A 13,488-nucleotide genomic window follows, 5' to 3' on the forward strand; every position below is an offset into this window, starting at 1 on the left:
CGGTACGGCGTGCCACACAACGGGCGGAGCCCTGGTCACCCGAGGGTGACCAGGGCCCGCCTCCGACAGCCGGGGTGCCGTCCGGCTACCGCAGACCGTTGGAGATGGCGCTGATCAGTTCACCGTTGGTGGTGTCGCCGGAGAGCTCCCAGAAGAAGGAGCCGCCCAGGCCCTGACCCTTCGCGTACGACATCTTGCCGCCGATGGTCGCCGGGGTGTCGTAGCTCCACCAGTTGCTGCCGCACTTGGCGTACGCCGTGCCGGCGATGGTGCCGGTGGCCGGGCAGGTGTTCTTCAGGACCTTGTAGTCCTCGATGCCGGCCTCGTAGGTGCCCGGGGCCGCGCCGGTCGCCGTACCGCCCGGGGTGGCCTGGGTGACGCCGGTCCAACCGCGACCGTAGAAACCGATGCCGAGCAGCAGCTTGCTGGCCGGGATGCCCTTGCTCTTCAGCTTCTGGATCGCCGCGTCGGACCAGAAGCCCTGCTGCGGAATCCCGGAGTACGACGTCAGCGGCGAGTGCGGGGCCGTCGGGCCCTGCGCGGCGAAGGCGCCGAAGTAGTCGTACGTCATCGGCATCAGCCAGTTGAGGTTGTTGATCGCACCGGCGTAGTCGGCGGCGTCGATCTTGCCACCGTTGCTGCCGTCAGCGGTGATCGCGGCGGTGACCAGCGCGGACGAACCGAACCGGCTGCGCAGCGCGGAAACCACGTTCTTGAACGCGTTCGGGCCGCTGCTGTCACAGGTGAGGCCGCAGGCGTTCGGGTACTCCCAGTCGATGTCGATGCCGTCGAAGACGTCCGCCCAGCGCGGGTCCTCGACGAGGTTGTGGCAGGACTCGGCGAACGCGGCCGGGTTCTGCGCGGCCTGGGTGAAGCCGCCCGACCAGGTCCAACCGCCGAACGACCAGATCACCTTGATGTGCGGGTACATCTGCTTGAGCTTGCGCAGCTGGTTGAAGCTGCCCCGCAGCGGCTGGTCCCAGGTGTCGGCGACGCCGTCGACGCTCTCCGCCGCCGTGTACGCCTTCTCGTAGTCGGCGTAGCTGTCCCCGATGGTGCACCGGCCGCCGGTGGTGTTGCCGAAGGCGTACATGATGTGGGTCAGCTTGCTGGCCGAGCCGCTGGTGTGGATGTTCCGCACGTGGTAGTTGCGGGCGTAGACACCCCACTGGGCGAAGTAGCCGACCACCTTCTGGTCGCCGGGCGGCGGCGGGTTGGTCGTCGGCGGGGTGGTGGGCGGGTTGGTCGTCGGCGTGGTGGTCGGTGGCGTGGTGGTCGGATTCGGCGTACCACCGCCGCCGCAGGCGGCACCGTTGACGGTGCAGTTGGACGGTGCCCGGTAGCCGCCGGTGCCGACGTAGCCCCAGCTGAACGACGCCCCGGGGGCGATCGCACCGGCCCAGCTCTTCTTCACCGCCGTGTAGCGGTTGCCGCTGCGGGTGACGTCCGCGTCCCAGAAGCTGCTGACCGTCGTTCCGGACGGTAGGTCGAACTCCACCCGCCAGGTGGACACCGGAGCGTCGGTGCCGTTGGTGACGGTGACCCTGACCTCGTGGCCGGAACCCCAGTCGGAGGTGGAGGTGAAGCTGGTGGTGAGGTTGCCGGCGCCGAAGGCGGCGGTGACCGGGACCGCCGCGACGGCCAGTGCCGCCACGACGCCGGCCCACATCGCCCGACGGAAGGATCTTCCCATGGCGTCTCCCTTTATTTTTAGGAAACTTTCCATTTAACGTGAGGCGACGCTACTCACCGGTTCACCGGTTCGTCAAGATGTCCATGTTTCGATTCCCCGCTGGCTGGTCACCCGCAGCCCGCCCACCCGCGGCCCGGTCACCCATGGCCCGGGCAGGCCGGGCCCGATCAGCGCGGGACGGTCCCGGGGGCCCAGGGCCGGGGTCAGGGTTGCCGGATCGCCTCGCCGGCGATCTCGATCAGCACGGTCTTCCCCACCAGCACCCCGCCGCTCTCCAGGGCGACGTTCCAGAGCAGGCCGTAGTCCTCGCGCTCGATCTCCGCCGTCGCGCTGAACCCGAAGATGTCCTGTCCGTAGGGATCCCGGCGGGCACCGCCGAACTCCACCCGCAGATCGACCGCCCGGGTGATCCCCTTCACCGTCAGTTCGCCGGCGAGCAGGAACCGTCCCGACGTACGACTCGGCTGCTCCGGAACGTTGGGTGCCTCGGCCCGGCGGCCCAGGCGGTTGCCGCGCAGCCGGGCCCAGAAGAAGATCTCGTCGTTCCGGTCCTGTTCCCACTTGATCCCGGTGCTGCGGTACTCGAGCGTCGGATACCGCTCCACGTCGAGGAAGTCGGCACTGCGCAGATGGGTGTCCCGGTCGGCGTGGCCGGTGGTGAGGCTCGCCGACCACATGCTCGCGGTCACCCAGGAATCCACCGGGTCGTCCGCCACGACAATGCTCGCGGTCGCCTCGCCGAACTCGCCCCGTACCGGACTGACCATCATGTGCCGGGCCAGGAAACCGATCCGTTTGTGTGCGGGATCAAGCTTGTAGGTACCGGCGGCCGGGATGGTCATGCCATTCCAGGAACGCGTGGCGGTGCCGCTCATCGTTGTGCCTTTCCCCCGAATGGGTTCTGCGCGTCACCGGGCCCGACTGACCGGTGCAGGCCGCCCGAGCAGTGGTCGAACGTTCGGGACCGGCACAGCATAAAGAGGTCGCGGCGCCGCCCCGAATCCCGTTGCCGCACTTATCCCGGTCCCGGGCCCGAGCGTGACGATTCTCACCACAATGGAAAGCCGCCGCACTCCATAGCCATATTCGCATTGCTTCACGAATTCCGGTCCGGCCGCCCCGAGAATCGAATTACGTGGGCCGCTGTGAGATCAGCGCCGGGCACACTGGCACCGGCACGACCCGGCCGTCGGCTCGTAACAATCGGATCACCCTGCGTGGCGCGCTTGCGTAGTTGTCCCGACGATCGCGACCCTGGGGCGGCACCGGTCCCGCCGAGCATCCGATCGCGATCACCGCCTCCCGAGCACCACCTCGCGACCATCCCCGGCCCGACGGACCGCGAGTGCGACGTCCCGGGCCACCGGGCCGTTACCTTGCCCGGCGCACGTTGCCCGGCATGCTCAGGAGGCGAGATGACAGACAACCACCAACTTTCACGGATCCCACGGCAGGTCGTCGCCGTGGCCGCCACACTTCTGCTCGGCGCGGGACTGACCACGGTGGTCGCCGGCCCCGCCGTGGCCTCCGCCGCCCCGGTCGGTTACGTCCGGCTGGCCCACCTCTCCCCGGACACCCCGGCGGTCGACGTCTACCTCGGCGCCGAGTCCGACAAGGCGGATCCGCAGGTGTTCAAGGCGGTCGGCTACGGGGTGCTGTCGCCGTACCTGCCACTGCCCGTCGGCCCGTACGCCGTCGCGATGCGCAGGGCAGGGGCGCCGGCCAGCGACCCGCCGGTACTGACCACCAGCGTCTCGGTGACCGCCGGCAAGGCGTACACCGTCGCCGGGGTGGGCCGTTACGCCGAACTGGGACTGAAGGTACTGGACGACGACCTGAGCGCCCCGGCGGACGGCAGGGCCAAGGTCCGGGTCGTCCAGGCATCGGTCCGGGCACCCGTGATCGACGTGTCGGTGGCGGACGGGGAGCGCATCGCCAACGCCGTGCAGTTCGCCACCACCACCCCCTACCAGCAGGTCGAACCGGGACGCGCCACACTGCGGCTGGCCGGCACCGGAGCCGCGCCGACCACCACCGCCGTGTCGCTGCACGACGGCGCCGTCTACTCGCTGCTGGTCCTCGACGCGAAGCAGGGCGGGCTGACCACCGAACTACGGGTCGACGCCCGGGGTGGCGTGGTCGTACCGGCCGGTGGGGTGGACACCGGGGCCGGCGGCACCGCCGGAAGCGGCGACGGTTCGTACCCGACGGGTGCCGCCCCGCTGGTCGCGCTGGGCGCGTTCCTCGTCGCGGTGGCCGGTCGGTACGCCCTACGGCGGCGTACCCGCAGCTCGTGACGGACGGGCCCGGCCGGAGTCGACCCGGGCCGGTACCCGTCGGCGACCTCGTACCCGCCGATCCGGTACGCCCCCGGGGCGTCGGCGGTCTGCTGCTCTGTCTGGTACTCGGCGCCGGTCTCGCCGTCACCCTGACCGGGGACGGCGGGCTGCCGGTGCGGACGCCGGCACCTCCTCCGGCCCGGGCCGCGACCTGTCCACCGGTGTGCGGCACGGCGGCCTGCGGGCCGCCGTGCCGGGTCGAGGCGCCCGCTCCCGGCAACGCCGCGCGGCCCGCCGACCCGGCGCCCAGCGGCCCGCCGACCCGGGTACGGATCCCGCGCATCCGGGTCGACAGCACGCTGGCCCGACTGCGGCTGGACCGGTCCGGGCGGCTCACCCCGCCGGCGGCCTTCGGCGAAGCCGGCTGGTACGTGGACGGAGTCGTCCCCGGCGACGTCGGCCCGGCGGTGCTCGCCGGGCACGTCGACTCGAAGACCGGTCCGGCGGTATTCCACCGGTTACCGGAACTGGAGCCGGGCGATCTGGTCGAGGTACGGCGTGGGAACCGCTGGCTCCGGTTCCGGGTCACCGGCGCCAGCCGGCACGCCAAGGCGGACTTCCCCACCACCGTGGTCTACGGTCCCACCCCCGGCCCCGAACTGCGGCTGATCACCTGCACCGGGCTGTTCGACCGGCCGGTCGGGCACTACCGGGACAACCTGGTCGTCTACGCCGTCGCCGACCTGCCGGTACGCCTCCCCGACTCGGCCGCCGGATAATCCGCCGCAGCCATCGCCGGACCTGGCGCGGGCGGGGCGCCGGGATCTTCCGCGACCGGATCAAGCCCGACCGCCCGGAGCGGGTGCCCGGCCCCAAGCCCCACCGGCACGGCCGGTGCCGGCCTCGGGTCAGACCCGGCGACGCCCCTGGAACCCGCACTCCACCCGGTGGTACCACCCCACGTCGTCATCCCCCTCCAGCCAGCACCACAGCACCGGCCGGCCGTCGCGCTCGCCGGGGAAGTCGAGCAGTACCGGGGCGAACCCCTTGACCTGGATGTCGTGCCCGGTCAGCTCCTCGAGGAGACCGAAGATCCGCGCCTCCAGGCTCTTGACCTCGGCCAGTCCGCCGAACGGGCTGGTTCCGCGATCGGCCAGGTCGACCCGGAGTTCGGCGAGGTCGGCGCGGAGCCGGATGAGCTCGTCGATCCGGGGTCGGAGCGTGGCGATCATGTGCCGTGCCTGGGCGAGGGTGAACACAACGGACAGTATCGGGCACGGACGGCCGGCCGTCCGACAACGGACCGGCAAGTTCACGGCCCGGCAACACGACGGTTTCCCGGGCCGGCCCGCGACCACTGGTCGCGGTGGAGCCCGCCCGGAGCGTTCACTCGTGCTGGGCGGCGATCTCCCGGGCCCGGTCCCGGGCCGCCTCGAGCGCGGCGAGCAGCGCGGCCCGCACGCCGTGGTTCTCCAGTTCGCGGATCGCCGAGATGGTGGTCCCGGCCGGCGAGGTCACCGCCTCCCGCAGTTTGACCGGGTGCTCACCGGAATCACGCAGCATGGTCGCGGAACCGATGGCGGTCTGCACGATCAGCTCGTGCGCGACCTGGCGGGGCAGTCCGAGCAGGATCCCGGCGTCGACCATCGCCTCGACCAGCAGGTAGAAGTAGGCCGGGCCGGAACCGGAGAGAGCGGTCACCGCGTCCTGCTGCGCCTCGGGGACCCGGATCGTCGCGCCGAGCGGCCGGAACATCTCCTCGGCCAGTTCCAGGTGCGCGCCGGTGGCGTGGGAGCCTGCGGAGATCGCCGTCATCGCCTGGTCGACCAGGGCGGGCGTGTTGGTCATCACCCGGATCACCGGGGTCCCCTCCGGCAGGCGCCGGGCGAAGAAACTCGTCGGCAGGCCGGCACAGAGCGAAATCAGCAACTTGTCCGCCGGCACCTTCGGCCCGATCTCGTCCAGCAGCGCGTCCGCGTCCTGCGGCTTGACCGAGATGGCGAGGACGTCCGCCTCGGCCACCGCCACCAGGTTGTCCACCACCGGTACGCCGTACCGGGCGGTGATCTCCTCCGCCCGGGACGGGCGACGCGTGGTGGCGAGCAACCGCTCCGCCGGCCAGCCCGCACGGAGCAGTCCGGAGAGCATCAGCTCACCGATCTTGCCGGTGCCGATCACGGCCACCGTGTGCGCTCCCGGCGCCATCGCTTCTCCTCAGCTGGAAGCCGTCAAGCCGTCGCGGGCGGGTGCACCCGGGACGGGGCTGGCCCGCCGGGCCCGGCCGGGAGGTCAGGTCTGACCGCTCGGAGCCGGGCGCGGCGGGCCACCCACCGTCACCGGGCGTCAGCTGCCGAAGAAGACCTCGGCCTCGGTGTAACGCTCCAGCGGCACGGTCTTGAGTTCCTTGGTCGCCTCGACCAGCGGCACCCGGACGATGTTGGTGCCCTGCATGGCGACCATCTTGCCCCAGTCGCCCTCGTTGACCGCGTCGATCGCCTGCAGGCCGAGCCGGGTGGCGAGCACCCGGTCGAAGGCGGTCGGGGTGCCACCGCGCTGGATGTGCCCGAGGACAACCGTCCGGGCCTCCTTGCCGGTCTTCGCCTCCAGCTGCTCGGCGAGCCACTGGCCGATGCCACCGAGCCGGACGTGCCCGAACGAGTCCAGCTCCTGGTTCTGCAGGACCATCTGGCCCTCCAGCGGCTGGGCACCCTCGGCGACGACCACGATCGGGGCGTACTGGTGCTGGAAGCGCTTCTCGACGTACCCGGCGACCTGGTCGACGTCGAACGGCCGCTCCGGAAGCAGGATCACGTTCGCGCCACCGGCGAGACCCGCGTGCAGGGCGATCCAGCCGGCGTGCCGGCCCATCACCTCGACGACCAGGGTGCGGTGGTGGCTCTCGGCCGTGGTGTGCAGCCGGTCGATCGCCTCCATCGCGATGTTGACCGCGGTGTCGAAGCCGAAGGTGTAGTCGGTGGCGCCGAGGTCGTTGTCGATCGTCTTCGGTACGCCGACCACCTGGACACCGAGCTCGTGGAGCTTGGTGGCGACACCGAGGGTGTCCTCGCCACCGATCGCCACCAGGGCGTCGACACCCTGCTCGGCGAGGTTGCTCTTGATCTGCTCGACGCCGCCCTCGATCTTGAACGGGTTGGTCCGGGAGGAGCCCAGAATAGTGCCGCCGCGCGGCAGGATGCCCCGGACCTCCGCGATGCCGAGCGGCTTGGTCAGCCCCTCCAGCGGGCCACGCCACCCGTCCCGGAATCCGACGAATTCGTGGCCGTAGGTGGCGACGCCCTTGCGCACCACCGCTCGGATCACCGCGTTCAGACCCGGGCAGTCACCACCACCGGTGAGCACGCCGATACGCATGATCTGCTCATCCTCCTGGAGCCTTCGATTAAGCCCGTCAAGCCCCAGGGTCGAAGTCCGTCAGACCGTCGCGGCACCGTTGCCGGCCCGGGGCGGGCCGTCATTGCGCACTGTAGTCGCCTGCCGAGAGGCAGGCCAGCGCGCCCCGTCAGGCGTCACCGCGTGATCACAAAAAGGTCATCTTGATCTTGTCATTCACGGTTCGCCCCGCCCGCCCGCCCGCCCGGCGGGCGCCAGCGGCGCCGTTCCCGCCGGCGGCCCGCTCAGCCGTGCGTCGCCGTGCCGTGCCGTCCCGTCCCGCCGTCCCGCTCAACAGCGCGTCGCCGCGCCGGGCTGCCGATCAGGAGTGCATGGCCCGCCACCGGGCGAGGTTGTGCCGGGCGTCGACCAGGGCGTCGTGCCGGCCCGCGGCCGCGTCGGGCAGCGGCGGCCGACCCCGGTCCTCCCAGCGCTGCCGGAGCTCCTTGGTGAACCGCGGAATCTCCCGGGGCAACGCCGGCATCGCCCCCCAGAGCTGGGCCAGCGCCACGTGGTCGTACGCCGCGTACCAGGCCCAGAGTTCGAGCTGCTCGTTCGGCCGGCCCCGGATCGGCTCGACCAGGAACTCGTGGAGATCGTCCCGGATCCGGGCCCGGGAACGCCAGGCCCGGTCCGCCGGGGACGGCAACTTGTCCAGTACGTGGCGACGCACCCACGGCACCGCCCGGGAGTCGTCGAACTCGGTGGAGACCGCGTAGAACTCGCGACCGTACTCGTCGACGACACCGATCGACACCAGGTCGACCAGGCGGCCGTCCTCGATGAACTCGCAGTCGTAGAAATAGCGGTAGACCATCCCCGCCATCCTCGCCCATCCGCCCCGCCGGCCGCCGGGCGGGGCGGGTGAAACGCCGCCGGGCGGGGCGGGGTGAAACGCCGCGAGGCGGGACGGGTCGACCCGCCGTGGACGGGCGGGCGGCCCGTACCCCCGGGCCCGCCTCCCCACGCCATGACCGGCCGGTGGAACTGACACCATCCGGCCGGCCACGGCTCCCGGCCCCCCTGGACCCGCCACGCCCCCGTCCGGCCCCGTCCAACGGCGGATCCGCCCTCAGAATGCGGGCCGGTCAGCGACAGAACTGTCACAGAAGTGATTTGAGGGGTGTACAGCAAGCGACAGGGCCGTCATGATCTGATGTGTACCGCTGCCGGACTCCTACCGGTATCAGTTTCACCTTGCTACTTCGGTCGGTTGCGGGTCGTCCGAGAGCAATACTGGGTTATTCACCGGGGAGGGGTTGAGCCTTGGAGGTTCGCCTGCCTGAGCCGGGCGACGCCCTCACCGGCGTCGACATGTTCGCCGGCCTTGAGCCCGAGGTGCGCCAGCGGGTGATCGCCGCGGCAGTCCCCCGCACCTATCGCAAGGGCCAACTGCTGTTCGTCGAGAACGACCCGGGCGAGTCGCTGATCGTGCTCCGTCGTGGGGCGGTGGCGGTGTTCCGCACCGCGCCGACCGGCGAACGGGCGGTACTCAACGTCATCCGTCCCCCGGACGTCCTGGGCGAGGTGTCCCTGCTGGACGCCTCCACCCGCTCGGCGTCCGCGGAGGCCATCGAGGACTGCACCGCCCTGGCGCTGTCCCGGGGCGCCTTCATGGAACTGGTGCACTCGAACCCGCGCATCCTGGACGCGGTGATGCGGTCGCTCGGCGGGCTGATCCGCCGGCTGACCGAGCAGAACGCCGACCACGTCTTTCTCGACCTGCCGGGTCGGGTGGCCAAGACACTGGTCCGGCTGGCCGGCGAGAGCCAGGCTCCCATGATCACGATCGAGCTCAACCAGAGCCAGCTGGCCGAGATGGCCGGCGGCTCACGGCAGAGCGTCAACCAGGCGATCGGCTCGTTCGCCAGCCGGGGCTGGTTGCGTACCGAGGGGCGCCGGATCGTGGTCACCGACGTGGCGGCGCTGCGCCGACGCGCCGGCATGGCCGAACGCTGAGACCACCGGCGGCTCCCGTACCGGACGCCGCCACCGCGATTCCACCTCGGACGTACGCGAGAGGGCGTGCCGGGAACGGGTAGACCGTTCCTGACACGCCCGCTCAGCACAGTTCCGCAACGCCCTCCGGCGCGTTCCCCTCCGGGATCAGGTCGGACCCAGCCAGTCCGTCCCCTCCTTGCCACCGCCCGTCGAGCCCTGGTCGGCGCTCTCGCCTCCGACGATGCCCGCGGCCTGGAGCTTCGCCAGGGTGGCGGCGTCCACGTCGATCATGTCCCCCGAGGAGTGGCCGACACCGTCGCCGTCGGTCCATTCCTTTTCCAGTCGAACGTATACCATTGCCCATCTCTCCCTGATATTCACCGATCGGTCGGCGCCAATGACTGTATCGTGGATCTCCAGCAGTTGGACTGTCCGCTAGCCAACAGCCCGGTTCCCGACACGGGGGTCGGGCGGTGATACTCGGCGTGGTGATTCGCCGGGTCGGCCCGCGCCGACCCGACCTCCGCGATCCCGGCCGGCGACGGTCGCCACGGTCGCCGACCGACCCGCCCCGACGAGGGGCGCCGCCCGGCAGTGCACACGCCACTTCGAGGCTGTAGGAGGACGGCATCTCCGCTCCGTGTACGACATGCGGCCGGACCGCCGCAGCCGGTGACCGTTACTGCGGCGGCTGTGGAACCGAACTCGCCCCGGCGTGTGCCCAGTGCAACCGTCCGCTCGCCCCGGACGCGGCGTTCTGTACCGCCTGCGGTACCCCTCGCCCCGGCCAGTCGACCCGTCGGGCCAGTGTCGGGCAGGAGGACCGGCGCCGGGTCAGCGTGCTCTTCGTCGACCTGATCGACTTCACTCCGTACGTCGAACGCGCCGACCCGGAGCTGGTCCGGAAGATGCAGACCTCGTTCTTCTCCGCCGCCCGTCGGGTCATCGGCCACTACGGCGGGGTGGTGGAGAAGTACATCGGTGACGCGGTGATGGCGTTGTTCGGCGCACCGGTGGCGACCGAGACGGACGCGCTGCGCTGCGTACGCGCCGGTCTGGAGTTGCAGCGGGTGCTGACCCGCCTCACCCCGACCGGCGCCGACCACCTGCGTTTCCGGGTCGGGGTGGCCACCGGTGAGGCGCTGGTGGACGTGGCCGCCGCCCGGGACGGCGGTCAGGCGATCGTGGCCGGGGACGTGGTCAACACCGCGTCCCGGATGCAGTCGGTGGCGCCGCCCGGCGGGGTGCTGGTCTGCGGCACGACGTACGCCTTGACCCGGGACGCGATCCGGTACGACGCGCGGGAACCGGTGACCCTGCGCGGCCGGTCGACGCCGACCGAGGTCTGGCTGGCGCTCGCCGCCGTACTCCGGCAGCCGCCCGACCGCGAGCCCGACACCACCCCGCTGATCGACCGCGAACACGAGCTGGGTCTGCTGGTCAACGCCCTGCACCGGTCCATCCGGGATCGACTGCCCCAACTCGTCACGGTGCTCGGGCACGCCGGGATCGGCAAGAGCCGCCTGGTCCGGGAACTGTTCCGGCACACCGAGCGGCTGACCGACCAGCCGCTGACCTGGCGGGTGGGTCGGTGCCCGCCGTTCGGCGAGAACGTCACCTTCGCCGCGCTGGCCGACATCGTCAAGGCCGAGGCGGGCATCCTGGACACCGATCCGGCCTCGGTCGCGGCCCGGCGGCTGGAGGCGACGCTGGCCGAACTGGTCGGTCCCGGCGAGGCGGACCGGCTGGTGGACGCGCTCCGCCCGGTGGTCGGGCTGCCCGGCCCGACCCTGCCGGCGGAGGAGTCCGAGTCGGCCTGGCGCCGTTTCCTGGTCGCGCTCGCCGCCCGGCAGCCGACGGTGCTGGTCTTCGAGGACCTGCACTGGGCGGACGAGGCAATGCTCAACTTCGTGGAACTGCTCGGCGCGTACGCCCAGAACGTGCCGCTGCTGCTGCTCTGCACCGCCCGGCCGGAGTTGGTCAAGCGGGAGCCGAGCTGGGCGGGGACGATCACCGGCTCGCTGACCATCACCCTGCCGCCGCTGCGGGACGCCGCCATCGCCTCGCTCTACGGCCACATCTTCGGCCAGGCGGCGTTCTCGACCGACATGCTCAGTCCGCTGGTCGAGGTCGCGGACGGCAACCCGCTCTACGCCCACGAGTACGTCCGGATGCTGATGGAGCAGGGCGCGCTGCGCCAGTCCGGTCGGGGCTGGTCGCTGGAGAAGCGGCACGACATGCCGATGCCGGAGAGCGTGCACGCGGTCATCGCCAACCGGGTGGACCTGCTGGACGGTCCGGACCGGGCGGTGCTGCTGGCCGCCTCGGTGGTCGGCATGCAGTTCTGGCCGGGTGCGGTCTCGGCCGCGCTGGGGCAGCCGGTCGAGGCGGTCGAACGGGCGCTGCGCCGGCTGGAGCAGCGGGACTTCGTGCACGAACAGCCGTCGTCCACGATGGCCGCCCAGGCCGAGTTCCGGTTCCGGCACGTGCTGGTCCGGGACGTGTGCTACCAGCGGCTTCCCCGTACCGAGCGGGTGGCGCGGCACGAACGCACCGCCGAGTGGTTGGACAGCATGTCCCGGGGGCGGGACACCGACCTGGCCGAGGTGCTGGCGCACCACCGCTGGGCGGCGCACGAGATCGCCCACACCCTCGGTGTGGCGACCGGCCGGTACGCCCCGGCGGCCCGGGACGCGCTGCACCGGGCGGCGCGCCGGGCGTACGCGCTGCACGCGCTGGACGCGGCGGCCAACCACGCGGCCCGGGCACTCGGACTGGCCGACGACACCGACCCGGTCGGCCGGCTGCGGCTGGAGCTGCTCAGCACCGAGATCTCGTACTTCCGGGACGGCAACAGCTTCCTCGCCGGTGGTGGCACCGACCAGCTGCACACCCTGGCGGAGCGGCTCTTCGCGTACGGCGAGAACGGCGACGCGGCCCGGGCCTGGACCCTGCTCGGGCAGGCCGCCTGGCTGCGCGCCGACCGGGCCGGCGCACTGTCCTGTCTGGACCGTGCCGTCGAGCTCTTCGACGCGCTGCCGGACACCGCGCAGAAGGCGGACGCCTACGCCGAGCTGGGCCGGCTGCACATGCTCAACTACGAACGGGATCCGGCGATCGCCGCGGCGGGTGCCGCGGCCGACATCGCCGAACGGCTCGGGCTGGTGGAGACCCAGGCCAACGCCCGGATCACCGTCGCGACCGCCCGCTACCAGGCCGGGGACCCCGCCGGCCTGACCGAGTTGTACGAGATCCACCAGCTCTGCCAGACCCACCAGCTCCTCGCCTGGCCCCGGGCGGTGCAGAACCTCGCGTACGCGGTCCGGGAGGAGGGCGACTGGATCCGGTCCGGGGAACTCGTCGCCGCGTGTCCCGCCCTCACCCGGGGCGAGGCGCTGGCCACCGGCGGTTCCGGCGAGGCGATGCGGGCGTACTGCGAGGGCGAGTTCGGCAAGCTGCTGACCGTCGCCGACGCGTTCGTCGACACTCCCGCCGGTCGCTGGGACATGCAGGTCCGTGGGGTACGGGCCTACCTGCGGGTGCTCCGCGACGAGCCGGTACCCGGCGAGGCCACCGACGACGACGTCACGGACGCGTTGACCACCGCCCGGCGCAGCGGCTTCCACCGGCTGCACTGGACCGTGCTCGGGCTCGGCGCGCTCTGCCGGGCCCTGCAGGGGCGCCGAGCGGAGGCCGCCGGCCTGATCGACGAACTCGCCGGTTCGTGGTCGGCGGTGCCCGCCCTGGCCAGTGGCGAGTGGATGCCCGCCGCCGCGTACGCCGCCGCACTGGCCGGTCGGGAGGCGGCGGTACGGGTCCGGGGCATGCTCGACCGGGTCACCCACCACACGCCGTGGGTGGAGGCGGCGCTGCGTACCGTCACGGCGGCGCTGGCCAGCTCGGACGGCGAGCACGAGCGGGCCGGGCAGCTGTACGCCGCGGCGGCGGAGATCTACGCCGGGATCCCGGACGTCACCGACCGGATGCTCGCCCTGGCGCTCGCCGCCGCCGAACTGCGGCTGGCGGACCGCCGTTCCGAGGCCGAGATGGCGTTGACCGAGGTACGCGCCTTCGCGCTGCGGAACGGGGCGCCCGGCCTGCTCCGGATCGGTCAGGGCCCGCCGGCTCCCGGCAGCACGCCGATGCTCGCCTCCTGACCGGGCCGCCGGCTCCCGGCACCGCGCC

The 13,488-nt window shown here is 71.9% G+C and carries 11 protein-coding genes; 4 read left to right on the forward strand and 7 right to left on the reverse strand.

From position 1 onward, the window contains the following. Positions 1-85 precede the first annotated feature (85 nt). Entirely contained in the window at positions 86-1,693 is a 1,608-nt protein-coding gene (locus V1633_RS26705) for a glycosyl hydrolase family 18 protein (protein WP_331215680.1), read from the reverse strand. A 203-nt stretch (positions 1,694-1,896) separates the two neighbouring features. Further along, a complete protein-coding gene (locus V1633_RS26710) occupies positions 1,897-2,568 on the reverse strand; it encodes a YceI family protein (protein ID WP_331215679.1) in 672 nt (223 codons plus the stop codon). Between the two features lie 540 nt (positions 2,569-3,108). On the opposite strand from V1633_RS26710, the gene V1633_RS26715 reads away from it, so the two are divergent. Beyond that, a complete protein-coding gene (locus V1633_RS26715) occupies positions 3,109-3,990 on the forward strand; it encodes a DUF4397 domain-containing protein (RefSeq protein ID WP_331215678.1) in 882 nt (293 codons plus the stop codon). Continuing rightward, the gene (locus tag V1633_RS26720; protein WP_331215677.1) at positions 3,987-4,751 is read left to right on the forward strand and encodes a sortase domain-containing protein; all 765 of its coding nucleotides are present in this window, start codon (positions 3,987-3,989) and stop codon (positions 4,749-4,751) included. The genes V1633_RS26715 and V1633_RS26720 overlap by 4 nt, the downstream gene beginning before the upstream one ends. A gap of 129 nt (positions 4,752-4,880) precedes the next feature. On the opposite strand, the gene V1633_RS26725 is transcribed toward V1633_RS26720, so the two are convergent. The 4 genes from V1633_RS26725 to V1633_RS26740 form a co-directional block, all read right to left on the reverse strand. Further along, entirely contained in the window at positions 4,881-5,231 is a 351-nt protein-coding gene (locus tag V1633_RS26725; protein ID WP_331215676.1) for a DUF2203 domain-containing protein, read from the reverse strand. Positions 5,232-5,358: 127 nt separating this feature from the next. Further along, positions 5,359-6,177 carry a pyrroline-5-carboxylate reductase gene (gene proC / locus V1633_RS26730; RefSeq protein ID WP_331215675.1) on the reverse strand — a complete coding sequence of 273 codons (819 nt, stop codon included), beginning with the start codon at positions 6,175-6,177 and terminating at the stop codon, positions 5,359-5,361. Positions 6,178-6,315: 138 nt separating this feature from the next. Continuing rightward, complete coding sequence (locus V1633_RS26735) at positions 6,316-7,344, reverse strand: 6-phosphofructokinase (protein ID WP_331215674.1); 1,029 nt, start codon at positions 7,342-7,344, stop codon at positions 6,316-6,318. 340 nt (positions 7,345-7,684) lie between these two features. Then, on the reverse strand, positions 7,685-8,179 hold the full coding sequence (locus V1633_RS26740; protein ID WP_331215673.1) for a polyadenylate-specific 3'-exoribonuclease AS: 495 nt from the start codon (positions 8,177-8,179) through the stop codon (positions 7,685-7,687). Between the two features lie 449 nt (positions 8,180-8,628). Between V1633_RS26740 and V1633_RS26745 the strand changes: the two genes are divergently transcribed. Next, a complete protein-coding gene (locus V1633_RS26745) occupies positions 8,629-9,321 on the forward strand; it encodes a Crp/Fnr family transcriptional regulator (protein ID WP_101367233.1) in 693 nt (230 codons plus the stop codon). Between the two features lie 147 nt (positions 9,322-9,468). Here V1633_RS26745 and V1633_RS26750 read toward each other — a convergent pair whose 3' ends face one another. Continuing rightward, positions 9,469-9,660: a hypothetical protein gene (locus tag V1633_RS26750; RefSeq protein ID WP_331215672.1), complete on the reverse strand. Its 192-nt coding sequence runs from the start codon at positions 9,658-9,660 to the stop codon at positions 9,469-9,471. Positions 9,661-9,932: 272 nt separating this feature from the next. On the opposite strand from V1633_RS26750, the gene V1633_RS26755 reads away from it, so the two are divergent. Next, entirely contained in the window at positions 9,933-13,460 is a 3,528-nt protein-coding gene (locus tag V1633_RS26755) for an adenylate/guanylate cyclase domain-containing protein (protein WP_331215909.1), read from the forward strand. Positions 13,461-13,488: the final 28 nt, after the last annotated feature.

This window comes from Plantactinospora sonchi, from assembly GCF_036422035.1.
GTDB classification, from domain to species: Bacteria; Actinomycetota; Actinomycetes; order Mycobacteriales; family Micromonosporaceae; genus Plantactinospora; species Plantactinospora sonchi.

Excerpts from the sequence above, each read along its gene's own strand:
- V1633_RS26740 (WP_331215673.1), bottom strand. The coding sequence starts at position 8,179 with ATGGTCTACCGCTATTTCTACGACTGCGAGTTCATCGAGGACGGCCGC.
- V1633_RS26705 (WP_331215680.1), bottom strand. The coding sequence starts at position 1,693 with ATGGGAAGATCCTTCCGTCGGGCGATGTGGGCCGGCGTCGTGGCGGCA.
- V1633_RS26715 (WP_331215678.1), top strand. The coding sequence starts at position 3,109 with ATGACAGACAACCACCAACTTTCACGGATCCCACGGCAGGTCGTCGCC.
- V1633_RS26735 (WP_331215674.1), bottom strand. The coding sequence starts at position 7,344 with ATGCGTATCGGCGTGCTCACCGGTGGTGGTGACTGCCCGGGTCTGAAC.
- V1633_RS26750 (WP_331215672.1), bottom strand. The coding sequence starts at position 9,660 with ATGGTATACGTTCGACTGGAAAAGGAATGGACCGACGGCGACGGTGTC.
- proC (WP_331215675.1), bottom strand. The coding sequence starts at position 6,177 with ATGGCGCCGGGAGCGCACACGGTGGCCGTGATCGGCACCGGCAAGATC.
- V1633_RS26710 (WP_331215679.1), bottom strand. The coding sequence starts at position 2,568 with ATGAGCGGCACCGCCACGCGTTCCTGGAATGGCATGACCATCCCGGCC.